This window comes from Exiguobacterium sp. SH0S2, from assembly GCF_004337185.1.
Classification (GTDB): Bacteria; Bacillota; Bacilli; order Exiguobacteriales; family Exiguobacteriaceae; genus Exiguobacterium; species Exiguobacterium aurantiacum_A.
This window is the reverse complement of record NZ_SJVB01000005.1, coordinates 68,334-94,962: the sequence shown is the minus strand read 5'-3', so window position 1 is coordinate 94,962 and position 26,629 is coordinate 68,334. Positions and strand designations below refer to the sequence as shown.

Below are 26,629 nucleotides of genomic sequence, written 5' to 3'. Positions count from 1 at the left end.
GGGGAGATGGAACAGATGAGAAAGAATGTTACGGTCGCACTACTGCTTGCGACTTTTTTGGCGGCGATCGAAGGGACGGTCGTCTCGGTCGCGACGCCGGTCATTGCGAGCGAGTTGAACGGCGCGGCGCTCGTTAGTTGGGTATTTGCCGCCTTCTTACTATTTACCGCGGTGTCGACACCGATTTACGGGAAAGTCGCCGACTTGTTCGGTCGAAAGCGTGTCCTCTTGTTTGGGATCGGGCTGTTCACACTTGCCTCGCTCTTATGCGGTTTAGCGACATCGATGGAGCAGTTGATCGTGTTTCGGGCGCTGCAAGGTCTTGGTGCCGGTGCGGTCCTGCCGATCTCGATGACGATTATCGGGGACTTGTATAAGTATGAAGAGCGCGGCAAAATCCAAGGGATTTTAAGCGCGGTGTGGGGCGTGTCCGGTGTACTCGGACCGGTCATCGGAGGATTTTTGGTCGAGACGTTGTCTTGGCGCTACGTGTTCTTGTTGAACGTTCCGTTTGCGCTCTTATCGTTCATCATGATCGTCACATTTTATAAAGAGACGGTCGCCGAGACGACCGAACGGATCGATATAAAAGGGGCACTCCTGTTCGCTGGGGGGACGACCGCATTCTTGTACGCCTTGATCACGTTCAGTGAAACGAACATCTTGACGCTACCGGTCGTCGTCAGCGCTGTGCTCAGTCTTATCTTGCTCGTCAATTTCTTCATGTCGGAGCGCCGGGCCAAGACACCACTCCTGCCGCTCGAGCTGTTGAAGCAGCCGATTATCGCGTCCATCAACGGGGCCGTCTTCTTTGCTGCTTGGGTGCTCGTCTCGATGTCAGCCTACATCCCGATTTGGGCGCAGGCTGTACTTGGTAAATCGGCGACGGAGGCGGGCTTCATGCTCATGCCGCTCTCGGTCGCATGGACGTTCACGTCGATTATCGGCGGACGGACGCTCGGAGCGGCATCACCGCGACGACGGGCTGTCTTCGGGATGGGCCTGCTCTTGATCGGGACGGTCATCTTGACGCTGATGACTCCATCGAGTTCGGACGTCTGGGTGTACCTCGCCGTCGCCATCATCGGCGTCGGATTCGGTTTGTCACAACCGATGTTCATCGTCGTGTTGCAGACGGTCGTGTCATACCGTCAGCGCGGTACAGCGACAGCGGCGAACTCATTTTTAAGTACGGTCGGACAGACGCTCGGCGTCGCGGTGTTCGGGGCGATGTTCAACTTTATCGTCTTGAGCGGATTCCGGAACGACGAAACGTTGAGCGGTGTCTCGCTCGAATCGTTCTTCAACCGGGCGGCGAGTGCCACGCTTGACGAGAGCGTCCGTCTGCAAGGTGAGCAGTTGATCGCCTCGGGACTGAACAGTGTCTTCGTCGGAGCGGCGCTCGCGGCGTTCATCGCCTTGCTCATCGCGCTTCGGTTACCGGCCCGCCCACCCGAACCTTCACGCGACGCCTAAAAGCGCGGTATGATGGGGGAAAGGAGGCGGTCACGTTGAAACGATGGTTACTCATGTTGTCACTCGTCTTTGTTGCCGGTTGTGCGTCTGATTCGGCGGACGATGCGGTCCAAGAAGAGGAAACCCCGATCGAACAACCGGCTGAATCGACGGAAGGGGCGCCGAACGAAGATGACGCGTTATCGGTTGGGGCGAACGAATCGATTGCACGACAGCTCGACGTCCCATGGTCGATTGCACGAACCGAGGACGGTTGGCTTGTTTCAGAGCGCGGGGGAACGATTGCAGTCATTGATGCTGACGGTAACGTCTCGCGTCAACCGGTCGAGCTGACTGAAGATGTGCTTGAAATCGGGGAAGGCGGACTACTCGGTCTTGCTCTCGCGGATGACTTTGCGACGTCGCGACAGCTGTACGCCTATCATACGTACGGGACACCTGGGGATGTGCGGAACCGGGTCGTCGAATTGACGTGGGACGGAGAACGATTTGAAGAGACGGACATCGTCTTGGAAGACATACCCGGGGCGCAGTTCCATAACGGCGGACGCTTATTACTCGACGGTGACGTGATTTGGGTCACGACCGGAGACGCACTCGTCCCAGACCTCGCTCAAGATGAGACGTCGATTGCCGGGAAAATCCTGCGCGTGCCGTTGTCCGGCGAAGGGGACCCGGTCGATTGGATTTATTCGTCCGGCCATCGGAATCCGCAAGGGTTGACCGTCATCGAAGACGTGCTCTATGCGAGCGAACACGGGGCGTCCGGTCATGACGAAGTGAACATCATCGAGCCAGGCAACAACTACGGGTGGCCGATCATCGAGGCCGATGAGACGGAAGACGGTCTCGAGACGCCTTGGTTTGAGGTCGGAGGAACGTCATGGGCGCCATCTGGCATCGTTGCCGACGAACAGTACGTCTATATGGCGACGTTGCGTGGAAATCGTTTGGTCGCGATCGACCGTGAGACGCGCGAAGTCGTTCCGCTCGTCGAGGATCAAGGGCGCATCCGGGACGTCTGGTTAGAAGATGATCGCCTGTATTACATCACGAACAATACGGACGGCCGGGGAAATCCGGGAGCGGAAGACGATCAACTGTTCATGTTGGAATTACGTTAGAAACTGACATCTCGTCAGTTTCTATTTTTTTGTTGTATTACTTGTGAGATTACGTATAATAAAGACGTTAATTGGAAAATGAAGGAGTTAATGACATGGATCATTCAAAATTGGTACATAAACACGAACAATTGTATTTCGGACTGCTCGTCGCGATGAGCATCCTGACGATCATTGTCGGCATCGTCTTGACGATTGCCTCACTCGGTATCTTCCTGTGGATCATCGGGCTAATCGTCTCGCTGTCGATGTTCGCGCACTGGATTCAAATCGGCTATATTCGGACGAACGGGGTCAAAGTGACGGAGCGACAATTCGCCGACCTGCATGAGATGTATCAGCGCGTCGGACAAGGGATGGGCATCCGTTTGTTGCCAGACGTCTATATTTTACAGGCGGGCGGGGTCTTGAACGCGTTCGCGACCCGATTCTTCCAAAAGAATATGATCATCTTGTATTCGGACGTCGTGGAACTGTCTCGGAACGGTCAGACGAAAGAAGTCGAGTTCGTCATCGCGCATGAACTCGCCCACATCCGCCGCAATCACGTCCAAAAACAGTGGCTCGTCTTGCTCGGGAATATCGTCCCATTTTTAGGGACAGCGTATTCACGCGCTTGCGAATATACGTGCGACCGGATGGCCGCCCATTACATTCAAGACGAAGCGGCTTCAAAACGGGCGCTCACTATCCTCGCCGTCGGTGGAAGGCTCGCCAAAGAAGTGAACGAGTTTGACTATTTATATGAAGCAAGTCGTGAGAACGGGTTCATCGCCAAATATAGCGAACTGATCTCGACGCATCCGACATTGCCGAAACGGATCGCCGCTATCGCCACGCATGCCGGTGAGGCGAACGTGCCGATGTTCAAGACGGCTGGTTATGTCAAAGCCTCAATCATCGGAACGATTGTCGTCACCGTGCTCGTCAACGGGGCCATCATCGCGTGGCTCGTCATGAGTGATGGGTTCACGAGCCTCGCCGCTTCACCGTTCAGCGAAGGGTTCGCTGGTGAAATGACGGAAGAACCGCTCCAAGAATTGGCGTACGACAATGCAGGTGCCGATGCGATTCGAGAAGAGCTGGCGAATGGGGCAGATGTCAATATGCAAGACAGTTATGGCGATACGCCGCTCCATAACTTGCTGTACAACGATGGAATGGACTACGATTCATTAGTGCTCTTGCTCGAAAGCGGGGCAGATGTCACCATAGAAAATGACGATGGTATGACACCGATCGATGTGGCGAAAGATTGGAGCCACGAATTTGGGATTATAGAACTGCTACGTTCTTATGAATGAACAGCTGGCTCGTCTCTCGGGAAACTGAGGGACGAGTTTTTTATGTTGGGATTGCAAACGCTTGCATGACCCGTGATATAATCTTCAAGAGGAGGGGTGTCGGTGAGGAGCATCCGTACGAAATTGACCGGGATGATCGCATTGACGATCATCGTTCCGGTTATTTTAGCGACCGTCATATCATTTTGGTACGTCAAAGACCGGGAACGAGAGCGCGGTCTCGAGCTCACGGACTGGTCACTCGAGCGCGGGACGTTGCAGATCGAACGCTACATCTCTGACTTGAGCCGCCTGCCGACGAGCCTATACGCCAATCGGGACGTCCTCGACATTCTTGAATACGGTCCCGGGCTGTCACTCGAGCAGACGGAGCTTGAAGTTCGGCGGGCCCTCCTTGGTATGTACTTATCACGGGAGGATGTCGCACAGATTCAATTGCTCATGCTTGAAGACATGGACTCGTTCGCCGCCTATAAAATGAAAGTGTCACCACGTTCGAAAAAACAACCGAGTGCGATTCAACAACAATTGCTGAAGTATGAAGAGAGCCGTGTCTTGCTCGAGGCGTCGCATCCGCTCGTCCCGTACCATGACTTTGGACCGATCGTCTCGGCAGAAGAGGTCGTGACGCTCCATTTCCGGCTCGACAAGATCGAGACGGATAAACCGCTCGCGATCCTCTCGATCGATATACCGGAAGACGTGTTTGTCGGACAACTCGCGTCGTTGCAAAACAATCCGGAGGAAAGCCTTTGGTTTATTGGCGGGAACAATCAAGTGTTTGCCAAGCTCGGGGACGAGGACATCCCGGACACTGTGGCGGCGAAGTCGATGTCGGTCGACGGGAAACATCATCGGATCATTAAATCGTTCGAGTTTGAAAATCAAACGTTTTATGTCGGGAAATCGATTCCGGATCGGTTGTTGATTGAACCGGCATCCCGGACGTCATTCATCATCTTCGTCGTCGGGATGGTTTCGCTCGTTTTAGCGTTGATCGGGGCGACATACGCATCGATGCGTTTGACGACGCCGATTAAAACGCTCACGTCGAACATTTGGCGAATCGAGCAAGGGGACATGACCGTTTCGTTCGATTCCCTGGGAAATGATGAGTTCGGCGTCCTTGGTCGGCAGTTCAAACGGATGATCGAACGGATCGATGACTTGATTCAGCGCGAATATCGGTTGGCACTCGAAAATCGGACGAACGAACTGCGCGCCCTGCAGGCACAAACGAACCCGCATTTTTTATTCAATGCGCTGCAGTCGATCGGGACGCTCGCCCTAAAAGGGGACGGTAAAACGGTTTATCGCTTAATCACACAGTTATCCTCGATGATGCGGTACACGATGCACCCGGACGAGTCGATGGTGACGCTCAAGCGCGAAGTCGAGCATCTCAATTCGTACGTTCGGCTCCAACAGGTCCGCTTCCCCGATCAGTTCGACGTCGAGGTCGACGTCCCGGACGCGTTGCTCGACTTGATCGTTCCGAAGATGATCCTCCAACCGCTCGCGGAGAACTTTTTCAAACATGGGTTTGAGCGGGACGGGGCGACGGCGGCCAATCGATTCTGCTTAAACATCCGTCAAACGGGAGCCGACCTCATCATCCGTTGTGAGAACAGCGGGCGAGCGATCTCGGACTTTGAGCTGAACGCCCTGCAACAACGGATCGAACGGTCGACAGGACCGATTCATGGTGCGGAAGGCACCGGTTTAAAGAACATTCGCGATCGACTCATGTTAAACTATAATCGGGAGGCTGAGTTTATGTTGGCTACACCAGAGACCGGCGGATTCCGCATCGTCATGCGTTTCCCGGCCGTGAAGGAGGCGGGTGCGTCATGACGAAAGTATTGATCGTCGACGATGAGTCGCCGGTACGGGAAGCGGTCAAATTGCTTGGGGAGTGGGAACGTCTCGGCGTCACGAAAGTGTTCGAAGCGAGCGACGGCGAAGAAGCGAAACGGATTATCACGAAAGAGCGCCCGGCCTTGGTTTTATCGGATATTCAAATGCCGCGCTGCAACGGGATTGAGTTGATGGAATGGGTGCATCAAGAGGTGGAGTCGGTAAAGCTGATCGTGTTGACCGGGTACGATGAGTATTCGTATATGCGGCGCGCGATTCAGCTCGGCAGCTTCGATTACTTACTGAAACCGATTGATCCGGACGTGTTGAACGATACGCTCGAACGTGCCCTCGCGGACGTCTGTCCAGCCGAGGAAGACCCAATCTTCCAAATCGGTGCGTTTATCGAGCGTCATTATGCGGAAGAGCTCAGCTTGCAAGGGATGAGCGAGCGCTTTTACTTGAGCCGCGAATACATATCGCGTCGTTTTAAGCAGCAGTATGGCGTCAACTTATCCGAGTACTTGCTGTCGATCCGCATGCTCGAAGCCAAGCGTCTCCTTGAAACAAGTAGACAACGTATTTATGAAGTCGCCCAAGCGGTTGGTTTTTCGGACGACAAATACTTCCGAAAAGTCTTTAAAAAACAAGTTGGTGTTACCCCGAACGAATATCGGGAAGACTACCAACGACAACTTTAAAGGAGGAATTTTATCATGAGTGTACACATTGGGGCAAAAGAAGGACAAATCGCAGAAACGGTATTACTTCCAGGAGATCCGTTGCGCGCGAAATACATCGCCGAGACGTTCTTAGAGGATGTCGAACTGTATAACGAAGTGCGTGGCATGTACGGTTTCACGGGTACGTATAAAGGCAAACGCATCTCTGTTCAAGGGACAGGTATGGGTGTGCCGTCGATGTCGATTTACGTCAACGAATTGATCATGTCGTACGGTGCTAAAAACTTGATTCGTGTCGGTACAGCCGGCGGGATTCAAGAAGACGTCAAAGTGCGTGACGTTGTCATCGCGATGAGCGCATCGAGTGAGATGGGACAAAACCGTGTCCGGTTCGACGGCATGGACTACGCACCGACAGCGACGTTCGACCTCCTACATCGTGCGTATATGAACGCGGAGAAAGCGGGCATCCCGGTCAAAGTCGGTCAAATCTTCACGGCCGACCAGTTCTACCAAGATGACTTCCACCACTTCAAAAAGTGGGCGGACTTCGGTTGCCTCGCAATCGAGATGGAAGCAGCCGGCCTTTACACGCTCGCGGCGAAACATAAAGTCAACGCCTTGACGATCCTCACGATCTCTGACCACTTGTTAACGGGTGAAGAGACGACATCAGAAGAACGTCAATCGACGTTCGACGAGATGATTCGTGTCGCCCTCGACACAGCAGTCGAAGTGACGAACTAAATCATAAGTCCCTACAGACGCAACGTTTGTAGGGACTTTTTGTGTCAGTGTGCCAACGTGTCTATACAAAGCGGAACCGGCAAGCTAGACTGAAGCTGAAAACTCAGTGTCCGTGGAGGTGCTGAGCTAAGGAGAGAATTCCGTGAATAAACCATCCGCTTTTGTGATTTATAGTATCGTCTTTTTTGCGTTTTTTGATCTGTTTGCCCAACTTCCCGTCATGAGCACGTTCGCGACCTCAGTCGGTGCGACGCCGTTCATCGCCGGTGTCGTCATTGCCATCTATTCATTGTCGAACACGTTCGGGAACATTTTGTCTGGCGTTTGGACGGACAAGTTCGGTCCGTTCCGAATCTTACTCGTCGGTTTAGTGTTATCAAGTGCGAGTCTGCTCATGTATCGCCTTGTCGATGATGCTTCGATGTTATTGGTGGTGCGTGTCGTTCACGGATTCGTGGCCGGCTTGATTGTACCGGCTGCGTTTACGCTATCCGCGAACTTGACCGCGGCCAATCGACAAGGGAAAAAAGTGGCGCTCACCGGGAGCTTCGTCGGGTTGGCGGCGATTCTAGGACCAGCGTTCAGCGGCATCATGGCCAGCCGCACATCGGTCCCGGTCGTATTTACGTACGTGGCGGCGTATGGCGTGCTTGTGGCTTTGCTTGCCCTCGTCGTGTTAAAGCGGTTGCGATTCGCTGTTAAACATGAGGACCGGCGCGAAGTGGTTGGTTCGAAAACGCTAGAGCGTGACGTCGTCAAAGCGTATATCGGGGCGTTTTTATTAATGTTCTCGCAAGGAGCGCTCGCTTATTTATTACCGCTTTACGTGCAAGCGCTCGGTTACGACTCACGGCTCAGCGGGACGTTGCTCAGCACGTTTGGCGTTGCTGCCGTCCTCGTGTTCGTCTTACCGACGAACCGTATCTTCGACCGGTTCGAGCCGGCGCGCTTGGCTGCGCTCGGGATCGGCATCCTTGGGATTAGTCAAATTCTGATCGGTTTGTCGGGTAGCGCAAATCTGCTCTATCTCGTGCTCGGCTGTTATGGCGTCGGCTTCGCTATTTTGTTCCCGGCCATCAACACGATGTTGATCAAAGCGACGAACAGTGCCAATCGCGGCAAATCATACGGCTACTTCTATGCGTTCTTCTCGCTCGGTACGGTCGTGGGTTCGGCTCTCTTAGGGTGGCTGTCCGTCTCGTTAACGCAGAAATTTACGCTGACCGGGATTGTTTTGCTGCTAGCGGGCCTGCTTTTGATTGTGATCGAGCAGACAAGGAAACGTGTCGTTTCAAACAAGACCGGGTGAGATGGGCACGTATCAAGCAGCAACGGCTGAACGTTCAAAATGGTCGGGTCTGATTGGATAGTGATAAGATGAAGACAGCGTTATCACTCAAAGGGAGGCAGATTTATGCTCGCACCAATCGAACAGTTGACGATCGAAGAGCTCATCAGTAAGCAACGTCGTTTCTTTAAGACGCAAGCGACCAAATCGCTCGCATTCCGTCTCAGTATGTTGACGTTTTTGAAAGAATCAATCAAACATCACGAAGCAGAGATTATCGAAGCGTTAAAAACAGATTTAAATAAATCAGAGCTCGATGCGTTCACGACGGAGATCGGCTTTATTTACGACGAGATCAGTCGGACGAATCGAGAGTTGAAGCGTTGGATGCGCCCGAAACGGGTTCGCGGCGCAGCGATCCACCTCGGGACAAAAAGTGAAGTCATGTATGAACCGTACGGCACCGTTCTCATTATCGCGCCTTGGAATTATCCATTCCAATTGGCAATCGCACCGCTCATCGGAGCAATCGCGGCCGGGAACACGGCTGTCGTGAAACCGTCGGAATTGACGCCGAACGTGGCCCAAGTAATGACGAAAGTGCTCGAACGGGCGTTCACCGATCGTTACGTCGTCAGCGTCGAAGGGGATAAAGACGTCGCTCAAGCTTTGCTCGCGCAAAAATGGGATCATATCTTCTTTACCGGTTCGACCCAAGTCGGAAAAATCGTCATGGAGGCTGCGGCCAAGCAATTGACGCCGGTCACGCTCGAACTAGGTGGGAAGTCACCGGCCATCGTCCATGAAGATGCCAATATTAACATTGCGGCGAAACGGATTGCGTGGGGGAAATGGATGAACGCCGGGCAGACGTGTGTCGCCCCGGACTACGTGCTCGTCCACGAGTCGAAACGTGATGCGTTTCTTGAAGCAATCAAGCGGGAAGCGTTCCTGATGTTTGGGAACGGAATCGGGACAGAACGGTTCACCCGGATCGTCAGCGAGTCTCATTTTGATCGGTTGACGAGTTATTTGAGTCAAGGGGACGTCTTCTTCGGGGGAGCGACGGAGCGGGAAAGTTTGAAAATCGCCCCGACCGTCATGACGGATATTCATGATGGGGCTGCTGTCATGAAAGACGAGATTTTCGGACCGATTTTGCCGGTGCTGACGTATCGTCAACTCGATGAGGCGATCGAGTTTGTGTCCGACCGTCCGCATCCGCTCGCGCTCTATCTGTTCACGGAAACGAAAGCTGTCGAACAGACGGTGCTCAAGCATCTGACATTCGGCGGCGGTTGTGTCAACGATGTCCTCATGCATTTGACAAACCCGAACTTGCCATTTGGCGGTGTCGGGGAGAGTGGGATGGGGGCTTATCACGGACGCTATAGCTTTGAGGCGTTCAGCCATGCCAAATCAATATTACGCAACACGACAAAATTTGATGTGCCGATTCGTTATCCAAACTTTAAAGGTGCGGAGAAGCTGATCCGTCTCGTCTATCGCTGAGACTGATCTGAGACTGTAGACTTTCTACAGTCTTTTTTTTATGAGAACGAATTGAAAAATAGAAGATTGTTTGAAATGTCACATACTTTTGTGATCAGGGTGCTCACGCTACTGTATAATAAAGCCATAAATGAAACGTACGAGACATTCCAGGCACGAATGAATTGTGGAGGGAGCAGACGAATATGTCTACGAAATGTGGGACGACCGAACCGAACAGCTTTATCTTTTCAGCGGAGACGAAACAGTTATTGCTCGAAATGATGACACCTCAAGACTACCCGAAGGCTAGCATCGTCTGTTGGGAAGGTGAGAAGTGTGATAAATTCTTTTATTTGAAGAGCGGATCTGTCAAATTCACGAAGATCACGAAAAAAGGGAATCCAATCGTCATGTTCTTATATGGCGCCGACGATTTTTTTGGTGAGTTTGATATCGTCGACACGTTCCCGAGTTCTTACAGCATCGAGACGACGGAAGAAAGTGTCATTGGCGTTATTTCAAAGAAAGACATCGAGACTATCATGCAGCAAGACGCCAAATTTGCCGGTGACGTGCTGCGCTGGACGTCGATGATGCGTAAACATTCAGAGATGAAACTGCGTGATTTGCTATTGTACGGAAAGCCGGGAGCGCTCGCTTCGACGTTGCTTCGGATGGCGGCCATGCACGGTGTGGAGGAAGATGACGCGGTCGTCATCTCACGACATCCTTCCGATGGGGAGCTCGGTCAACTGATCGGGGCACCGCGTGAGACCGTCAACCGGATGATGAACCAGTGGCGAAAAGAAGGCGTCCTGACAACGACGGGAAACTCGATCGTCTTGCATGATATCGATTTCTTAAAAGAGCTGTGCCATTGCGAAGGCTGTCCGGCCGGGATTTGCCGATTATAACGAGGAACCGTCTCTTAGAGAGGCGGTTTTTTTGTCGTCTTGATTTGGCTAATTGTGAATTTTATGTGTGGAAACTACGCAAAATTGATGTGATTGTCACTTTTGAAGTGATAAAAGTCACATATTAAGTCGGGGTGAATTTCATACAATGAAAGAGGAAATTATAGCGAAAGGGGTCCTTCACGTGGATAAGAACGGTGGACAAGAACCGAATCTGAAAGGCACGTTTACATCGGTCATGATCGTCGCGGGTGTCATCATCGCCATGTGGTCGTCGGTCTTTTATTTATTTGTTACACGATAACGTCAAAAGGAGAAAACAAACATGCATATTCATAAGCTTGAAAAATATTGGTTGATCTTTGGCATCGTTCTATTAGGCGTGTTTTTGACAGTGCTCGGCATTTCGGCGTTTGCGGCCGGAAACCAGCCCGCATCGGACGCTGATTTGATCGACCCGGCGAAAGTGCATCAGACGGCGCCGTTCGATAAACCTGGACTTAATAAAATTGGTGATAACGAGTATGAACTCGTCATGGTCGCGCAGGCGTTCACGTTCACACCGGGTAACGTTGAAATCCCGAAAGGTGCGAAAGTGACGTTTCTCGTCACGTCACCGGACGTCGTCCACGGTTTCCAGTTGACGGGGACACCGGTCAACATGATGGTCGTGCCGGGACATATCAACTCGCTCACGTATACGTTTGAAGAAACAGGCGAATTTTTAATTCTCTGTAACGAATATTGCGGGACGGGCCATCACATGATGGCGACAAAAATTAAGGTGGTGGACTAAATGAACGACGTAGCCTCAAAACTGAAACAGTGGGAAATGGAGCGCGGTGTGCCGGTGCCGAGCATCGGTGTGAAAGAAGCGCGCCTCGCCTATGCCCACGTTGTCGTCTCGGTACTCGCCGTGTTGATTGGAGCGATCGCGGGACTCATGCAGACGCTCATCCGTACAGGAATCATTCCGGAAGTATTCGGTTACTATCAATTGTTGACGGCCCACGGTATCATGCTTGGTCTCGTCTTTACGACGATGTTTATCATCGGCTTACTTTACGCGCTGCTCGCCAAGTCGTTCGGACGGTTTGAATCGTTCCCGACACGTGTCGCTTGGCTCGGTTTTTGGATGATCATCGCCGGGGCGGTACTCGTGACGATCATGGTGCTCGCCAATAAAGCGACTGTACTTTACACGTTCTACGCTCCGCTCATGGCCGACCCGATCTTCTATGTCGGTCTCGTTCTCTTCGTCGTCGGTACATGGTTCTCGGCGTTCGCGATGTTCCGCATGTATGCGGACTATAAACGGGAACACCCTGGCGTCCATCCGCCACTCCCAGCGTACATGAGTATCATGACGATGTTGCTCTGGGTCATCGCGACACTCGGTGTTGCCGGGACGATTTTGTTCCAACTGCTCCCGCTCTCGCTCGGATGGAAAGACACGGTCGGGATTGAACTGAGCCGGACGTTGTTCTGGTACTTCGGTCACCCGCTCGTTTACTTCTGGCTCATGCCGGCCTATATCGTCTGGTATACGGTCGTGCCGAAAGTCATCGGTGGGAAGATCTTCTCGGACGCGCTCGCGCGGATGGCGTTCTTGTTATTCCTCTTGTTCTCGTTCCCGGTCGGTTTCCACCACCAGTTGACAGAGCCGGGGATTGATCCGTTTTGGAAGTTCGTCCAAGTCATCTTGACGTTCCTCGTCGTCATTCCGTCGTTCATGACGGCGTTCTCGCTGTTCGCGACGTTCGAGCTGCGGGGACGCGCTCTCGGAGCACGCGGTCTGTTCGGTTGGGTCAAAAAGATGCCGTACGGCGATGTGCGTTTCCTCGCCCCGTTCGTCGGGATGTTGTTCTTCATTCCGGCTGGTGCCGGCGGTATCATCAACGCGTCGCACCAATTGAACGCGATGGTCCACAACACGCTTTGGGTCACCGGTCACTTCCATATCACGGTCGGAACGGCCGTCGCCTTGACGTTCTTTGGAACTGCCTATTGGCTCGTACCGGTACTACGCGGACGTACACTCACGAAATCAATGAACCGTCTCGGTTTGATTCAGACGGGGACGTGGGCGTTCGGGATGTCGATCATGTCGTATGCGATGCACATCTCAGGCCTTCAAGGTAACCCGCGTCGGACCGGTCCGGCGACGTATTTCTCAGACGCGTTGACGCGTGAATGGATCCCGTACCATATGGCGATGGCAATCGGCGGGACGATCCTTCTCGTCTCGGTGCTCATCTTCGTCTATTCGATGTTCAACCTGTCATTCCTCGCACCAAAAGGTGAGGAAGAGTTCCCACTCGCGGAAACGGAAGAGGCGGCAATGGAGACGCCACGGTTCTTTGAGAACTGGAAGCTCTGGATCACGGTCACGTTCGTCTTGATCGCATTCGCCTACACGGTTCCGATTTGGCACTTGATTGAAAGCGCGCCTCCGGGAGCGAAAGGTTGGGTGCTCTGGTAAACTGAAGTCAGCCTCTAGGGCTGACTTTTTTGATTTGGGGGAGAACGTATGGAGACGTTACAGGAAGTGATTCGTGAAGCATACGCTAACCGTGTCCACGACCGGCCGTTCATCGTCGCGATCGACGGCTTGAGCGGGGCCGGGAAGACGACGCTCGTCGAACAATTGAGTGGTATCGCGCCGAACGAACTGCTTCTACATATTGATGACTTCATCGTCGAACGGCATCGGCGCTATGAGACGGGGCAGCCTGAGGCGGTGGAATACTATGCGCTCCAATGGGACGTCGATCTGCTCGTGAAGATGTTGTTCGAGCCGTTGTCCCGAGGTGAGACGCGTCTGACGTTGCCATACTACGAGCGAGACGAGGACGCGATTGTCATGCGGACGATCGATGTGGCTCCGAATGCGCTCGTGTTGATTGAAGGCATCTTCTTATTGCGGGACGAGTGGCGGTCGTATTTCGACTACATCGTTTATCTTGACTGTCCACGCGAGACGCGTTACGAGCGTGTGCTAAATCGCGATACGTATATCGGCGATTTAGCGGCACGGCTCGCCAAATATGAGCGCCGCTACTGGCCGGGTGAAGCGCACTACATCAAGACGGTCAATCCAGTGATACGAGCCGACTATATCGTCCGCTCATCAAACTGACGCATCCTAATCAATGAGGATGCGTCTTTTGTTTTGGATTGTTTTGGGAAATTATTATTGACAGTCAAGTGTATTACGGTAATAATACAGTCAGATAGTGTATTAGTCGCATCATACACTTAGAGAGGTGACAACATGATCATTCAATTTAACACGAGGTCTCCCGTCTACATCCAAGTCGTCGACTACTTCAAAAAGAAGATGGCGCTAGGCGAGTTGAAGGCGGGCGAAGAGATGCCGTCGCGGCGAGAGCTCGCGACCGAACTGAAAATCAATCCGAACACCGTCCAAAAGGCGTTCAAGGAAATGGAGGAACAGCAATTGATCACGACCGAACGCAATCGTCCAAGTCGGGTGACGACGGACGACCACGTATTAAAACGAATTCGGACCGAACTCGTCGATGAGGCGGTCGCTGTCTTCGTCGAATCGATTCAAGAGCTCGACGTCACGATGGACGAGCTCGTCAGCAAAATCAAACGGCAATACGGGGAGGGGAATCTCGATGATCGAGGTACTGGGAGTTAAGAAGCGTTACCGCAAAAAACAAGTCATCGAAGATGTGTCGTTCACGGCCAACAAAGGCGAGATCACATGCCTCATCGGTCTGAACGGGACCGGCAAGTCGACGATTTTAAAAGGCATCATGGGGCTGACCCCGTTCGATCAAGGCAACGTTTTGATTGACGGCAAGCCGATCGATTTGAACAACGTCGCGTTCGTACCGGACCATTCGACGTTTCCGATCCACTTTTCGATCGAGCAGTGCGAAGCGTTCATGCGCGATTTTTATCCGAAGTTCGACACGAAGTTGTTCGCTAGACTCGTCGACGAGTTCAAACTGTTTCCAGAAGACAAGTTGAGTGAACTGTCGAAAGGGACGCTCGCCAAGGTCAATTTGGCGCTCGGCATCGCCCAAGACCCGGACTACTTGCTGCTCGACGAACCGTTCTCAGGTATCGATGTGTTTTCAAAAGAGCAAATCGTCGAGCTGTTTTCGAGTGACATCATGGAAGACCGCGGTGTCTTGATCACGACGCACGAGATTGACGACATCGAGTATTTGGTCGACAAGGCCGTCATGTTGAACCGAGGACGGATCGTCCGTGAATTCGACGTCGAGGACGTCCGCTTCATTCACGGGAAATCGATCGTCGACGTCATGAGAGAGGAGTATGGGGCATGAATTTGTTAAGACTACTCGGATGGGAAGTCGAGCGGGCGACGAAACCGTATCTCATCTTGATCACGCTTCTCGTCGTCACCCAATTTGCTTGGCTCGGCTTCTTCTTATGGAGCGAGACGAATATGTATGAAAAACTGCGTCGCACTGGGACACCTGATTATGTATTATCGTTTGGAAACTATATCGGCGGGACGGCATATATTTTGTCGATTGGATTGGCGATTGCGGCGATGCTACTTTATAGCTTTTGGATTTGGTATCGCGATTTCCAAGGACGCGGCATGTTCATGATGCGCTTATTGATGATGCCGCAACAACGGATGCTCGTCTTCGGGGCAAAATTCGCAACGATGCTGTTGATGATTCTCGGTTTGTTTGCCGTCCAATGGATCGCGCTCAAGCTCCAGTACATAGCGTTCACGGGTTGGTTCGATTCGCAGATGGTACCGATACGTGGCTCGTTCGAGCAGGCTGTCTCTTATGATGGCATGCTGTCTGTCATGTATCCGATGTCAATCGTGAATTTCATCATTCACCAAGCGTTGATTGGGCTCGTTGTTTTATTCATTTTCACGTTCGTGTTGGTGGAACGGAGTCTATGGCAACGGACGATGTGGGCGCCGGTGATTGCCACTGTTTCATTGGGAGCCATCATTGTGCTTCCGGCCATCGGTTTCGGCTTCATCGGAAACGGGCTCTTTATGGATGAATCGTTGCTCGTCGCCGGGATCGGTTTGGCGGCTTGGTTTATCGGGTTGGTTTGGATCAGTCGTCGCTACTTGACGAAGAAACTAAGTGTGTGAGGTGAGTATATGAAACGAATATGGAATGTGGCTGCGCTCGGTGCTTTAATCGTCCTCGGACTCGGGACGTTCGTCATCGACATGAACAAGACGGAAGCGGAGTGGGAGTTAACTGTCAAAACGAATCCTGATGTATGGGCCGACCAGACGATCGATGTGTTTTATGAGACGGAGAACGAGACGAGTGAACGATTCGAAGTGACGACAGAACGTAGTCGGATCGCGACGAATATGAACTATATCGAAGAAGCGATTCATTATCGAGACACACTCGATCCTTCGTTGCGCGGCTTCTATCGCCAGATGAAAGAATTGAACTTTGCCCAATCGATTCGCACGGATGAAGGATATGTCGGCCTCGGACAAAACGGAAATCAGGAAATTGTCTTATTCAAGTCTACGGATGGTGAGACTGTGACGAGTGAGACGTTTAAGGCGCCGGCCGATGTGATGGAGGGCTCGTGGGCTGGTCTGTTCGTTCACGACCGGGACGTTCATTTAATTTTCCGCAGTGGTTATGAGGCGGAATCAAAAACAAAACTTGCCGTGCTTAAGGAAGGAACAAACGAGATAACGATCAAAGATCTCGATCTCGACAACGACTTCGTTTCCGAAGTGCTCGGGACGTCTTGGTTTTATGACCGCAATATGATGCCGATCTCGACCGGTAATCGGTTTATCCCAGTTCGAGTTGGGGCGTATGAATCCTTCACAGAGAACGGGGAGACCCATTCTACCGAAACAAATCGTCCAGGACTGTTCGCTTATGACATCGAAACGAATAAAGTCGTCCAACTCGCTTCAAAAGCCGAAGAGTCAAACTTGACCGTACATGATAACGAGTTGATGGCGGTGCAACTAGACGGATCCGAAATCGTCGTCGATTTGATGACAGGAAAACCGTCGCCACGCCAAGTCATCGATGGTTCAGTTGGCACAACTACCTATGTCGGAAACCAACTGTACCACGTCCGTCCGACGAAAGACGGAGCCGTCATCGACGTATACGAGGACGGGAAAGCCGTCTCGAGCGCCGCGGTGAACGCGACGAACGAGGAAGCGAAGTTATTGCTCGATGGCGCCCAATTTTATGTGAGATAAAAAATAACCGAGAGGCGGCTGCCTCTCGGTTATTTCGTTGGTTTCGGGATGATGACCCCTTCTTCTAAATCAAGCAACATATCGATCAGTTCCGCACAAAACTCAGGGAATTGATCGAGGAACGCACCTGGACCGACTTCATCCGTGAAGTCGATGTACAGATCCGCTACGTTGCCAGCCATCTTCGCTGGAAGTGCGAGGAAGGCCGACCCGAAGCGCCAGCTGCCACGGATGTCGAGCAGCTTGCCGAGCATGACGTCGCCTGGTTCGCGTACTTCCGGTAGCATTACCTTGTACGTCTCTTTCGTCTCCCAATCACGTAAGCCGTCTTCGGTCACTTCAAACACAGAGCACCGGGGGACGGCGAGACCGCGCAAGGCATGATAGAGAGCAGGTGACATGTCAGCTTTATGGTCCGCCAAATAGCGGCCGTGCGGTGTCATCCCGTCCTCATCCGTCTCAAAGAAGACGGCCCAATCGATGAACAAATCGCGGAACAGTTCGGCGTCTTTCAAGTGCCACGTGCCTTCCGAAGCGATCTCTTGGATATAGTTCGTCCACTGCGTGCTGCGTGCGAGTGCCGCTTGCTCGTATAACTTTTTCAGTTCGGCCAGCAATTCGGACTCTTCGACGAGCAAAGGGAAGGGAATTACTTTCCGGTCTTTTTTCATCGCCGTGGTCCTCGCTTGTCTGCAGGACGTTTGACGACCGGCGGTTTGTCTTCGATCCGTTTCTCGATGACTTCGCCACGGTAAATCTCAAGCTCTTTCAATTCGACACCGAGCTGGCGGGCGAACGATTTCAAGTGCGTCAAATCTTCCGGTGTCACGATCGAGAGGACCGTCCCGGCCGCGCTACCGCGAGCGGTCCGTCCTGAGCGGTGGATGAAGTCATCGGTCGATTCAGGTAAATCGAAATGGACGACGTGCGTCACTTCATCGATGTCGAGTCCGCGCGCTGCGAGACCCGTCGTGATGAGGAGCGGATATTCGCCTTTACGGAATTCGCGGAGCGTCTCGACGCGGGCACGTTTCCCTTTCAAGCTATCGAGCATACGGTAGTTCACTTTCATCTTATCGAGCTCACCTTTGAGCGGCGGTAAGAACGAGCGGTTGTTGATGAAGGCGAGCACTTTGACACCGTCGACGTGTGATAGGCGACGAAGCAATTCTGGCTTATAGCGACGTGTCGTCAACATATAGCCGTACGTCACTTGAGCACTGACAGTCCGTTCGACCTTCACGTGAACCGGTTCTTTCAAGAACGGGGCAGCCCAGGCTTGGAGCGTATCCGTCAACGTCGCCGAAACGAGTGAGATTTGATGCTCGTGCGCCGTATGGTTGATGATGCGCTCAGCCGCTTCCGTCAATCCGCTGTCGATGATTTGATCGGCTTCATCGAGCACGATCGTATGCGTCTCATGAAGCTTTAACTTTTTCTTCTCGATCAATTCAACGAGACGTCCTGGTGTCCCGACGATCAAATGCGGTTTTTTCTTCAAGCGATCGATTTGGCGCTTCAGTTCGACGCCGCCGATGAACGAGGCAATCCGGACGTCACCTTTTTCGGTGAAACGTTGCGCCACCGTTTGGATCTGCATGACGAGTTCGCGCGTCGGTGCGACGATGACGACTTGGATCCGGTCGTTCGAGGCATCGATTTTTTCAATAGCGGGTAAAAGATAAGCGAGTGTCTTACCTGTCCCTGTTGGTGCTTCGATTGTGACGTCTTTTCCTTCTAAAAGGGGCGGGAACGCTTCCGCTTGGACCGGCATCGGTTCGTTAAAGCCAAGGCGTTCCCAGGCTTCGTTAATGAATGGTTTTGTAAAGTTCATATCAGTTCTCCTTATCGTTGGGCAAAAACAAAGGAAGCATAAGCGCTCCCTGGTTCAAATATAGCGAACATGTTCAGTGTCTTGGTCAATCGATGAACGGAGCGTCTGTGTGTACACTTGCCCGTCCTCGACGAGTTTGATGTGCACGTCGATGTGCTCAGGTGAGGCTTCGACACCTTCGACTGTGAAGCCTTGATACACGCGGTATTCCAATTCCTTAAGCAATTTTGCATAGGCGTTTAGTTCTGGATACGTCGTCGCGACGTCGATTGGGCGCGACACGAGTGCGACCATTAAATGGTCACGGAAATCGATGAAATCCTCATTCTCGATATCGTCATCAAAGCGAATCCAAAAGCCTTTTTCTTCAAATTCTGTGATAAATCCGTCGCGCTTGTCTCCAGCCTCTTCGACTTTAAGGGAGATGCGGTCACCGGCTTTTAAGTTATGCTCGGCTGTTAATGGTTCATACGTCATGGGAAGAACCCCTTCCTCTTCTACAATGTTCTGCTTCCATTGTGCTCGATATAAGGCAAAAATTCAAGTTCTATCCCGAACCTGTGAGTTAAGTCACTACAAAAACTGTATGATTTTTCACAACTACTTAAAGATAATACAGAATTCACAAGAACGTGAACGGATAGGGATTCGTCTGTTTCTATGTAAGTTGAAAAACTACTATAACAGATAAAATAGCGCTTACAAAAACGGCGTAACACCAATGTTCATGAGATTGTTACAACTTTCACAAGAATGTAAAACATATTGTTCACGTTTTCACGTACACTCATATTATAAGGAATCAGGCAGTTATCTCAACTATGAGGAGTGACCATAATGGCAACTGAAATTAAATCAGCCTGGTCAGGATTTGTTCCTGGACAGTGGACGAACGAAGTGAATGTCGGTGAATTTATCCGCTTGAACCGCCACGAGTATACAGGGGATGACCGTTTCTTAGTCGGACCGACAGAGGCGACGAATCGTCTTTGGGGACAAGTGATGGAATTGACGAAAGAAGAACGGGAACGCGGGGGCGTTTGGGATGTCGATCAAAACACGCCGTCGACAATCATCTCACACGGACCTGGGTACTTAAATAAAGACCTTGAAAAAGTCGTCGGTGTCCAAACGGACGAACCGTTCAAACGCTCGATTCATCCGAACGGCGGCATTCGCATGGTCGACGCCGCGCTCGAGTCATACGGCTTCGAACCAAATCCTGAAATCACAAAAATCTATTCAGACATTCGTAAAACACACAACCAAGGTGTTTTCGATGCCTACACACCAGAGATGCGGGCGGCACGTAAGTCAGGGATCATCACAGGTCTCCCAGACGCATACGGACGTGGCCGGATCATCGGTGACTACCGTCGCGTTGCCTTGTACGGTTTAGATTTCTTGATTGCCGAGCGTAAAAAAGATTTGGCGAACAATGGCGGTTTCCTCTCGGAAGCAGACATTCGGACGCGGGAAGAGATGTCTGAACAGCTTCGTGCCCTTCAAGAATTGAAACAACTCGGCGCTGCTTACGGATTCGACCTCGGTCGCCCGGCTGAAACGACGCAAGAAGCCTATCAATGGGTATATCTCGCTTACCTTGCAGCTGTCAAAGAACAAAACGGTGCGGCGATGTCTCTCGGACGCGTATCGACATTCCTTGACGTGTACGCTGAGCGTGACATGGCGGCGGGCCGTTTGACAGAGTCAGACGTCCAAGAAATCGTTGATCACTTCATCATGAAACTCCGCATCGTCAAATTCTTGCGGACGCCTGACTATAACGAATTGTTCTCTGGAGATCCAACGTGGGTCACGGAATCAATCGGTGGGATGAGTGAGGATGGCCGTTCGAACGTCACGAAGAGCTCGTTCCGTTTCCTTCACTCGCTCACAAACCTCGGCCCGGCACCAGAACCGAACTTGACGGTGCTTTGGTCGACGAAATTACCGGAAGGATTCAAACAATATTGCGCGAAGATGTCAATTGAGACGTCGGCGATCCAATACGAGAACGACGACCTCATGCTTCCAGAGTTCGGTGACGATTACGGCATCGCCTGCTGTGTGTCACCGATGAAGATCGGCAAACAGATGCAGTTCTTCGGTGCCCGTGCCAATATGGCGAAAGCACTCCTCTACAGCATGAACGGTGGACGCGATGAGAAGAGCGGCGAACAAATCGCTCCGGCTTGGGACATGAACACAGAAGACGTCCTCACGTACGACAAAGTGTACGCTGACTTCGACCGGACGCTCGACTGGCTCGCAGAGCTTTACGTCAACACACTCAACGTCATTCACTTCATGCATGATAAATATGCGTACGAGCGGATTGAAATGGCGCTCCACGACCCTGAAATCTTACGGACGATGGCTTGTGGTATCGCTGGCCTTTCGGTGACGGCGGACAGCTTGTCAGCAATCAAATATGCGACGGTCAAACCGGTCCGGAATGAATTCGGCATCGCTGTCGACTTTGAAACAGAAGGCGACTTCCCGAAATTCGGAAACAACGATGACCGTGTCGACGCGATTGCTGTCGAACTCGTAGAATTGTTCATGGAAAAAGTCCGGAAACACAAAACGTATCGCGACGCGCTTCATACGCAATCGGTCTTGACGATCACGTCGAACGTCGTCTACGGCAAGAAAACAGGTAATACACCGGACGGCCGTCGTGCTGGTGAGCCGTTCGCACCGGGTGCGAACCCGATGCACGGCCGCGATACGAAAGGAGCGGCAGCGTCGCTCTCGTCAGTCGCTAAACTTCCGTTCGAACACGCGCAAGACGGTATCTCATACACGTTCTCGATCGTACCGAAAGCACTCGGTAAAGAAGACGTCGCACGTGAACTTAACTTGGCGGCACTTCTTGACGGCTATATGGGTGGCGAGCACAAAGGTCACCACTTGAACGTCAACGTCTTCAACCGTGAGACGTTGCTCGACGCAATGGAACATCCAGAAGAGTATCCGCAGCTCACGATCCGCGTATCAGGTTACGCCGTCAACTTCATCAAGTTGACACGCGAGCAACAGATCGACGTCATCAACCGGACGTTCCACGGTTCATTGTAAGTAAAGGCTTGGCGGCCTTCGCTTGAAGGCCGCTCATTCGTTAGGAGGTCATCTCGATGACAATGGGATATGTACACTCGGTCGAATCGTTTGGAACCGTTGACGGCCCGGGAATTCGTTTTATCGTCTTTTTGCAAGGTTGTGCGCTTCGCTGCTTGTATTGCCACAACGCTGATACGTGGGATTTTAAAAAGAATAACCATCGTTCGGCCGAGGACGTCATTCAAGAAGCGCTCAGCTATCGTCCGTTCATGGAAGCATCAAAAGGCGGCATCACAATTTCAGGGGGCGATCCGCTCGCGCAACCAGAGTTTTTAGAAGCGCTGTTGCGTGAAGCGAAAAAACACGGGCTCCACACGACGCTCGATACGTCGGGTGCACTCCGTCCCCCTAACCTTGACGCCATCTTAGACCACACCGACCTCGTCTTGCTCGATATTAAACATATCGATGACGACATGTGCAAGAAACTGACAGGACGGAGCAACGCCAACACGCTCGCGCTTGCTGAACACTTATCCGAGCGCGGAACGAAAATGTGGATTCGCCACGTCCTTGTCCCGGAATGGACGCTTGATGAAGGGGCGCTCCGGCGCACGGCGGCGTTCATTCAAAAACTCGACCACGTCGAGAAAGTCGAAATCTTGCCGTATCACGAGATGGGCGTCTATAAATGGGAGGCGCTCGGCCTCGACTATCCGTTAAAAGGCATCAAACCACCGACGACGGAAGAAGTCGAGTGGGCGGAAGGGATCTTACAAGGTACAGTCTAAAAAACTGCGCAGACCGTTATGGTCTGCGCAGTTTTTCGTGTTATAGCCGCTTATCACGTACGTGGCGGCGAATGGCGTCCTCGTCGAGCGGACGGTTGGCGACACCGGTCTCGACAGCAGTCTTCGCGACGGCAATCGCGACGGCCGGTGCGACCCGCTCGTCGAACGGGCTCGGGATGACGATGCCGTTCGCGAGGTCGTCCTCTGTCAACAAGTCGGCGATCGCATGGACGGCCGCTTCTTTCATCTCTTCGTTGATCTCTGACGCCCGGACGTCGAGCGCCCCACGGAAAATACCGGGGAAGGCGAGGACGTTGTTCACTTGGTTGGCGAAGTCCGAGCGACCGGTCGCGACGATGCGGGCACCAGCGGAAGTCGCGAGATCCGGCATAATCTCCGGCACCGGGTTCGCGAGGGCGAAGATGATCGAATCTGTGGCCATCGAGCGGACCATGTCCTCGGTGACGGCGCCTGCGGCCGAGACACCGATGAAGACGTCGGCCCCCTCGAGCACGTCTGAGAGTGTGCCGACGTGGAGCTTCCGGTTCGTTGCCTTGGCGATCTGGTCTTTGAACGGGTTCATGCCGTCGGCGCGTCCTTCATAGATCGCACCTTTCGTATCACAGATGACGAGGTCCTCTACGCCGAAGCGCTTGAGCAGCTTGGCGATGGCGATTCCGGCGGCCCCGGCTCCGTTCATGACGACACGCAGTTCAGGCATCGCTTTGTCGACTAAACGGAGTGCATTGACGAGGCCGGCCAAGACGACGATGGCCGTCCCGTGTTGATCGTCATGGAAGACCGGGATCGGGAGCGTCTGCTTCAACCGGGCCTCGATCTCAAAACATTCGGGTGCCTTGATGTCTTCTAAGTTGACGGCGCCGAACGTCGGGGCGAGCAGTTCGACCGTCCGCACGATCTCATCGACGTTGTGTGTGTCTAAACAAATCGGGAACGCATCGACCCCGGCGAAACTTTTGAACAGGACGGCCTTGCCTTCCATGACCGGCAACGCCGCTTCCGGACCGATGTTGCCGAGCCCGAGTACGGCGCTTCCGTCCGAGACGACGGCGACCGTGTTGGCGCGCAACGTATATTCATAGGACAGCTCTTTATTTTCAGCGATGCGGCGGCACGGTTCGGCGACGCCCGGTGAGTAGGCGAGGCTGAGCGCTTCTGTCGTGTCGACGTCGACTTTTGGTGTCGTTTCCAATTTACCGTGGTGCAAAGCATGCATCTCGAGTGCGCGTTCGTTCAATGTTTTCATAACTCTCTCCCTGTGTGCGTACGATTTTTTGTCTGTCACAATCGACTACATTGTATCGAAGAAACCGCTTACTTTCGAGCGTTTTACCTGCTATGGACGCAATTATTTCTGAACGATTGTTCATATATGTAGAATTGGTCTTAACATTTGGTGCCAATCATAAACGAAAACAAAAAGAGTCGCGGATATTCCGCAACTCCTTTGATTTCATGCTCTTGTTTTGCGCTGTTTCTTTTCTGCTAGTCGTGCCGCTTCGGCTTGGCGTTTTTCAGCGTAACGCAGCTCGCGTTCGAGTTTGACGTAACTCGCATACCGTTTTTTATCGAGCGCACCGGTCGCAATCGCGTCGCGAACGGCACAACCGGGTTCGGCTTGATGCGAGCAGTCACGGAACCGGCATCGTTCTGACAACTCCTCGATATCGCTGAACGTGTCGTCGAGATGATCGGCGCCGTCCCAAAGACCGAACTCACGCATGCCGGGCGTGTCGATGATGAAGAAGTCGTCGACGCGGAACAGTTCGCGGTGCGTCGTCGTATGCTTACCGCGCTCGTCGCTTTCACGGACGGCTTGCGTCTCGGCGAGTGTTTTCCCGGCAAGCGCGTTTGTCAGCGTCGATTTCCCGACGCCGGACGAACCGACTAGGACGAGCGTGCTCCCGCTCGGCAGTGCAGTTCGCAATGCCTCGACCCCGTCGCCGGTGATCGAGCTGACCGGGAAGACATCAATGCCTGGCGTCGTCAGTTGGATGTCTTGAACGAGTGGGGCCACATCAGTTACTTGATCAGCCTTCGTTAAGACGATAAGCGGTATCGCCCCCGTCTCCCAGGCGGCGAGCGAGTAACGCTCGAGCCGGCGCAGGTTGAAGTCGTGACCGACCGCCATCGTGATTAAAATATAGTCGACGTTCGCGCAGATCAGTTGTTCGCGCGTCTCGTTGCCGGCGGCTGTCCGTGAAAGAACAGTCCGTCGTTCAAGGAGACGTCGAACCGTACCTTGACCGTGCTCGCGAATCGTGAACTCGACGAAGTCGCCGATGACCGGATAGTCGCGCTCGCTCATCGCCTCGTGGCGAAATTTGCCCGATATCCCGCATGTGAAAGCAGCGTCCTCTGTCGTTACCGTGTACATATGTTGGAACTGTGCTGTGACGCGTCCCGTTGTTGTGTGATCCAAATCGAATCCTCCTTTTAGTTGTGGAGGACAACTGCCCTCCTGTTGGCTGACAAGGTGTATACGGCTGTTTGTAAGGTGCTCATAAAACATCATCCTTTCATTGTTCGATACATTCACTGTACCACATTTTCTGATAACGCTATCATCTCAGTCTACAGACCGAGGGAAAACAAGCCTTCCGCTCGTCGCCATCTTTTAAATGGCGTATTATGATAAGAGTGTACTTAATGAGGAGGGATGACAGATGAATCGCCAAGTGAAGCAAGTGTTGTTCATCGTGGCGGCAATCTCTCTAGTTCTCGTCCTAATCGGCTTTTTACCAAATATGATCATGTTTGGTTTGGGGGCGCTCTTAGCACTTTGGGCTGGAGTCAGATTCATGGCCGTGACGCATGTCGGCGCAAAAATCGGTTACGGCTTACTCGCCGTGATCGGGATCATCACGATTTTGTCGAATATTTGGGCGTTAATCGGAATTGTGGTGGCATGGATGTTGTTTAAAGGGTATATGATGTATGCCAACCAAAAGCGGGACGTTGAGATTTTAAATGCGGACGGGTCGCGTGCTAGTCGTAGCAGCTTCCAATCGTTCGATCAAGTCTGGCAAAAGTTTGTAAACCGTCGCTAAGTTTTTAGAAGGAGGATTTTATGATGAAGACACCATTTGATCAGTTTCGTGATTTAGCTAACGAGTTGACGAAAGAATTTTCAAAAGAAATGAAAAAGTATCAAGAAAAAGAGGCGCCACGCTCGAGTGGGGAAGCCGAATTAAACCGCCACATCCGCGGTGCTGAAAAAGAGGCGTTGTCGGTCGAACGTCTCGTCGAGCGTCAGAAGGCGTTGCTCGGCGAACTCGCGACGAAGCGTGACGATGCCAAATTGATGGCTGACAAGCGCTACGAACAGACAGAGCTCGCGAAACAAGCCGGCGAAGAGAAGTTGGCTGAACGCGCTGCTCTCGAGTCAAAACATTACGGTGAACAGTATCGCTACTTCGAAGGCTTGCTAGACGAAGGCGGTCGTGAACTTGACGCCCTTGAGCGCCGTGCCCTCGAGATGCGCCTCAAACTCGACGAGATGCAAAACAAACGTTACGAGTTCGCGATGCGTGAGAACCTTGATTTGTTGAAAGGTGCGCTCGATCAAATCTTCGGAGCGGACACATCGAAGTCGCATCCGTTCACAGAAGAAGAGAAGAAAGACGCAACGAAGGAAGAACCTGCGGCCGAAGAAAAAACCGACGCGGCGGACGAAGATGATTTCGAAGCAAAATTAAAAGAACTTGAGCGTCGCTTTAAACAAGACTGACGCACTGGTTCAGCGATGGTCCAGAGTATTTTCGGGCCATCGCTTCTTTGCTTCATTGTACATATCGTTAG

The 26,629-nt window shown here is 52.5% G+C and carries 26 protein-coding genes; 21 read left to right on the top strand and 5 right to left on the bottom strand.

The genetic code is table 11. The features are described from left to right. Window positions 1–15 precede the first annotated feature (15 nt). The 17 genes from EVJ21_RS12715 to EVJ21_RS12635 all read left to right on the top strand — a co-directional run bounded on the left by EVJ21_RS12715 (window position 16) and on the right by EVJ21_RS12635 (window position 17,116). Window positions 16–1,476, top strand: a complete 1,461-nt coding sequence (locus tag EVJ21_RS12715; protein WP_131490643.1) for an MDR family MFS transporter — start codon at window positions 16–18, stop codon at window positions 1,474–1,476. A gap of 35 nt (window positions 1,477–1,511) precedes the next feature. Beyond that, window positions 1,512–2,600, top strand: a complete 1,089-nt coding sequence (locus EVJ21_RS12710; RefSeq protein ID WP_236633512.1) for a PQQ-dependent sugar dehydrogenase — start codon at window positions 1,512–1,514, stop codon at window positions 2,598–2,600. Window positions 2,601–2,695: 95 nt separating this feature from the next. Continuing rightward, window positions 2,696–3,904, top strand: coding sequence for a M48 family metallopeptidase (locus EVJ21_RS12705; protein ID WP_070328892.1), 1,209 nt, complete (start codon window positions 2,696–2,698; stop codon window positions 3,902–3,904). A gap of 102 nt (window positions 3,905–4,006) precedes the next feature. Continuing rightward, entirely contained in the window at window positions 4,007–5,758 is a 1,752-nt protein-coding gene (locus EVJ21_RS12700) for a sensor histidine kinase (protein ID WP_070328893.1), read from the top strand. Further along, entirely contained in the window at window positions 5,755–6,462 is a 708-nt protein-coding gene (locus EVJ21_RS12695) for a response regulator transcription factor (RefSeq protein WP_070328894.1), read from the top strand. Before EVJ21_RS12700 ends, EVJ21_RS12695 begins: the two co-directional genes overlap by 4 nt. 15 nt (window positions 6,463–6,477) lie before the next feature. Then, window positions 6,478–7,191 (top strand): purine-nucleoside phosphorylase, encoded by a 714-nt coding sequence (gene deoD / locus EVJ21_RS12690; protein ID WP_016508372.1) that lies wholly within the window; start codon window positions 6,478–6,480, stop codon window positions 7,189–7,191. A 142-nt stretch (window positions 7,192–7,333) separates the two neighbouring features. Further along, the gene (locus tag EVJ21_RS12685) at window positions 7,334–8,500 is read left to right on the top strand and encodes an MFS transporter (RefSeq protein WP_131490642.1); all 1,167 of its coding nucleotides are present in this window, start codon (window positions 7,334–7,336) and stop codon (window positions 8,498–8,500) included. Window positions 8,501–8,605: 105 nt separating this feature from the next. Continuing rightward, entirely contained in the window at window positions 8,606–9,991 is a 1,386-nt protein-coding gene (locus tag EVJ21_RS12680; RefSeq protein ID WP_070328896.1) for an aldehyde dehydrogenase, read from the top strand. 185 nt (window positions 9,992–10,176) lie between these two features. Next, a complete protein-coding gene (locus EVJ21_RS12675) occupies window positions 10,177–10,887 on the top strand; it encodes a Crp/Fnr family transcriptional regulator (protein ID WP_070328897.1) in 711 nt (236 codons plus the stop codon). A gap of 184 nt (window positions 10,888–11,071) precedes the next feature. Next, entirely contained in the window at window positions 11,072–11,191 is a 120-nt protein-coding gene (locus tag EVJ21_RS12670; protein ID WP_233589685.1) for a cytochrome c oxidase subunit 2A, read from the top strand. A gap of 21 nt (window positions 11,192–11,212) precedes the next feature. Beyond that, window positions 11,213–11,683 carry a cytochrome c oxidase subunit II gene (locus tag EVJ21_RS12665; protein ID WP_070328898.1) on the top strand — a complete coding sequence of 157 codons (471 nt, stop codon included), beginning with the start codon at window positions 11,213–11,215 and terminating at the stop codon, window positions 11,681–11,683. Beyond that, a complete protein-coding gene (locus EVJ21_RS12660; RefSeq protein ID WP_070328899.1) occupies window positions 11,684–13,369 on the top strand; it encodes a b(o/a)3-type cytochrome-c oxidase subunit 1 in 1,686 nt (561 codons plus the stop codon). Window positions 13,370–13,417: 48 nt separating this feature from the next. After that, entirely contained in the window at window positions 13,418–14,026 is a 609-nt protein-coding gene (locus EVJ21_RS12655; protein WP_070328900.1) for a kinase, read from the top strand. Between the two features lie 135 nt (window positions 14,027–14,161). Next, window positions 14,162–14,554 (top strand): GntR family transcriptional regulator, encoded by a 393-nt coding sequence (locus tag EVJ21_RS12650; protein ID WP_070328901.1) that lies wholly within the window; start codon window positions 14,162–14,164, stop codon window positions 14,552–14,554. Further along, a complete protein-coding gene (locus EVJ21_RS12645) occupies window positions 14,532–15,212 on the top strand; it encodes an ATP-binding cassette domain-containing protein (protein ID WP_131441121.1) in 681 nt (226 codons plus the stop codon). Before EVJ21_RS12650 ends, EVJ21_RS12645 begins: the two co-directional genes overlap by 23 nt. Next, the gene (locus tag EVJ21_RS12640; protein ID WP_131465693.1) at window positions 15,209–16,015 is read left to right on the top strand and encodes a hypothetical protein; all 807 of its coding nucleotides are present in this window, start codon (window positions 15,209–15,211) and stop codon (window positions 16,013–16,015) included. Before EVJ21_RS12645 ends, EVJ21_RS12640 begins: the two co-directional genes overlap by 4 nt. Window positions 16,016–16,024: 9 nt before the next feature. Further along, window positions 16,025–17,116 (top strand): hypothetical protein, encoded by a 1,092-nt coding sequence (locus EVJ21_RS12635; RefSeq protein ID WP_131490641.1) that lies wholly within the window; start codon window positions 16,025–16,027, stop codon window positions 17,114–17,116. Between the two features lie 29 nt (window positions 17,117–17,145). On the opposite strand, the gene EVJ21_RS12630 is transcribed toward EVJ21_RS12635, so the two are convergent. From EVJ21_RS12630 to EVJ21_RS12620, 3 genes are read right to left on the bottom strand one after another with little or no spacing between them, the layout of a single operon-like run. Beyond that, a complete protein-coding gene (locus tag EVJ21_RS12630) occupies window positions 17,146–17,787 on the bottom strand; it encodes a hypothetical protein (protein ID WP_131441118.1) in 642 nt (213 codons plus the stop codon). After that, window positions 17,784–18,950, bottom strand: a complete 1,167-nt coding sequence (locus tag EVJ21_RS12625; protein ID WP_070328906.1) for a DEAD/DEAH box helicase — start codon at window positions 18,948–18,950, stop codon at window positions 17,784–17,786. The genes EVJ21_RS12630 and EVJ21_RS12625 overlap by 4 nt, the downstream gene beginning before the upstream one ends. Before the next feature lie 54 nt (window positions 18,951–19,004). Further along, window positions 19,005–19,427 carry a hypothetical protein gene (locus EVJ21_RS12620; RefSeq protein WP_070328907.1) on the bottom strand — a complete coding sequence of 141 codons (423 nt, stop codon included), beginning with the start codon at window positions 19,425–19,427 and terminating at the stop codon, window positions 19,005–19,007. Window positions 19,428–19,787: 360 nt separating this feature from the next. On the opposite strand from EVJ21_RS12620, the gene pflB reads away from it, so the two are divergent. Continuing rightward, complete coding sequence (gene pflB, locus EVJ21_RS12615) at window positions 19,788–22,034, top strand: formate C-acetyltransferase (RefSeq protein WP_131490640.1); 2,247 nt, start codon at window positions 19,788–19,790, stop codon at window positions 22,032–22,034. Between the two features lie 56 nt (window positions 22,035–22,090). Beyond that, the gene (pflA, locus tag EVJ21_RS12610) at window positions 22,091–22,807 is read left to right on the top strand and encodes a pyruvate formate-lyase-activating protein (RefSeq protein ID WP_070328909.1); all 717 of its coding nucleotides are present in this window, start codon (window positions 22,091–22,093) and stop codon (window positions 22,805–22,807) included. 40 nt (window positions 22,808–22,847) lie between these two features. On the opposite strand, the gene EVJ21_RS12605 is transcribed toward pflA, so the two are convergent. Both EVJ21_RS12605 and rsgA read right to left on the bottom strand, forming a co-directional pair. After that, window positions 22,848–24,074 carry an NAD(P)-dependent malic enzyme gene (locus tag EVJ21_RS12605; RefSeq protein ID WP_131465687.1) on the bottom strand — a complete coding sequence of 409 codons (1,227 nt, stop codon included), beginning with the start codon at window positions 24,072–24,074 and terminating at the stop codon, window positions 22,848–22,850. Between the two features lie 207 nt (window positions 24,075–24,281). Continuing rightward, the gene (gene rsgA / locus EVJ21_RS12600) at window positions 24,282–25,250 is read right to left on the bottom strand and encodes a ribosome small subunit-dependent GTPase A (RefSeq protein ID WP_236633745.1); all 969 of its coding nucleotides are present in this window, start codon (window positions 25,248–25,250) and stop codon (window positions 24,282–24,284) included. Window positions 25,251–25,494: 244 nt separating this feature from the next. Here rsgA and EVJ21_RS12595 point away from each other — a divergent pair, with 244 nt between their 5' ends. Beyond that, window positions 25,495–25,878, top strand: coding sequence for a lmo0954 family membrane protein (locus tag EVJ21_RS12595; RefSeq protein ID WP_016508398.1), 384 nt, complete (start codon window positions 25,495–25,497; stop codon window positions 25,876–25,878). 23 nt (window positions 25,879–25,901) lie between these two features. Beyond that, complete coding sequence (locus tag EVJ21_RS12590) at window positions 25,902–26,558, top strand: PspA/IM30 family protein (RefSeq protein WP_071399150.1); 657 nt, start codon at window positions 25,902–25,904, stop codon at window positions 26,556–26,558. Window positions 26,559–26,629 lie beyond the last annotated feature (71 nt).

What these genes read in the sequence shown, in the direction of transcription:
- EVJ21_RS12680 (WP_070328896.1), top strand. Translation starts at nt 8,606, where the DNA reads ATGCTCGCACCAATCGAACAGTTGACGATCGAAGAGCTCATCAGTAAG.
- EVJ21_RS12605 (WP_131465687.1), bottom strand. Translation starts at nt 24,074, where the DNA reads ATGAAAACATTGAACGAACGCGCACTCGAGATGCATGCTTTGCACCAC.
- EVJ21_RS12655 (WP_070328900.1), top strand. Translation starts at nt 13,418, where the DNA reads ATGGAGACGTTACAGGAAGTGATTCGTGAAGCATACGCTAACCGTGTC.
- pflA (WP_070328909.1), top strand. Translation starts at nt 22,091, where the DNA reads ATGACAATGGGATATGTACACTCGGTCGAATCGTTTGGAACCGTTGAC.
- deoD (WP_016508372.1), top strand. Translation starts at nt 6,478, where the DNA reads ATGAGTGTACACATTGGGGCAAAAGAAGGACAAATCGCAGAAACGGTA.
- EVJ21_RS12660 (WP_070328899.1), top strand. Translation starts at nt 11,684, where the DNA reads ATGAACGACGTAGCCTCAAAACTGAAACAGTGGGAAATGGAGCGCGGT.
- EVJ21_RS12630 (WP_131441118.1), bottom strand. Translation starts at nt 17,787, where the DNA reads ATGAAAAAAGACCGGAAAGTAATTCCCTTCCCTTTGCTCGTCGAAGAG.
- EVJ21_RS12595 (WP_016508398.1), top strand. Translation starts at nt 25,495, where the DNA reads ATGAATCGCCAAGTGAAGCAAGTGTTGTTCATCGTGGCGGCAATCTCT.
- EVJ21_RS12640 (WP_131465693.1), top strand. Translation starts at nt 15,209, where the DNA reads ATGAATTTGTTAAGACTACTCGGATGGGAAGTCGAGCGGGCGACGAAA.
- EVJ21_RS12625 (WP_070328906.1), bottom strand. Translation starts at nt 18,950, where the DNA reads ATGAACTTTACAAAACCATTCATTAACGAAGCCTGGGAACGCCTTGGC.
- EVJ21_RS12675 (WP_070328897.1), top strand. Translation starts at nt 10,177, where the DNA reads ATGTCTACGAAATGTGGGACGACCGAACCGAACAGCTTTATCTTTTCA.
- EVJ21_RS12695 (WP_070328894.1), top strand. Translation starts at nt 5,755, where the DNA reads ATGACGAAAGTATTGATCGTCGACGATGAGTCGCCGGTACGGGAAGCG.
- EVJ21_RS12650 (WP_070328901.1), top strand. Translation starts at nt 14,162, where the DNA reads ATGATCATTCAATTTAACACGAGGTCTCCCGTCTACATCCAAGTCGTC.
- pflB (WP_131490640.1), top strand. Translation starts at nt 19,788, where the DNA reads ATGGCAACTGAAATTAAATCAGCCTGGTCAGGATTTGTTCCTGGACAG.
- EVJ21_RS12715 (WP_131490643.1), top strand. Translation starts at nt 16, where the DNA reads ATGAGAAAGAATGTTACGGTCGCACTACTGCTTGCGACTTTTTTGGCG.
- EVJ21_RS12590 (WP_071399150.1), top strand. Translation starts at nt 25,902, where the DNA reads ATGAAGACACCATTTGATCAGTTTCGTGATTTAGCTAACGAGTTGACG.
- EVJ21_RS12705 (WP_070328892.1), top strand. Translation starts at nt 2,696, where the DNA reads ATGGATCATTCAAAATTGGTACATAAACACGAACAATTGTATTTCGGA.
- EVJ21_RS12635 (WP_131490641.1), top strand. Translation starts at nt 16,025, where the DNA reads ATGAAACGAATATGGAATGTGGCTGCGCTCGGTGCTTTAATCGTCCTC.
- EVJ21_RS12645 (WP_131441121.1), top strand. Translation starts at nt 14,532, where the DNA reads ATGATCGAGGTACTGGGAGTTAAGAAGCGTTACCGCAAAAAACAAGTC.
- EVJ21_RS12665 (WP_070328898.1), top strand. Translation starts at nt 11,213, where the DNA reads ATGCATATTCATAAGCTTGAAAAATATTGGTTGATCTTTGGCATCGTT.
- EVJ21_RS12620 (WP_070328907.1), bottom strand. Translation starts at nt 19,427, where the DNA reads ATGACGTATGAACCATTAACAGCCGAGCATAACTTAAAAGCCGGTGAC.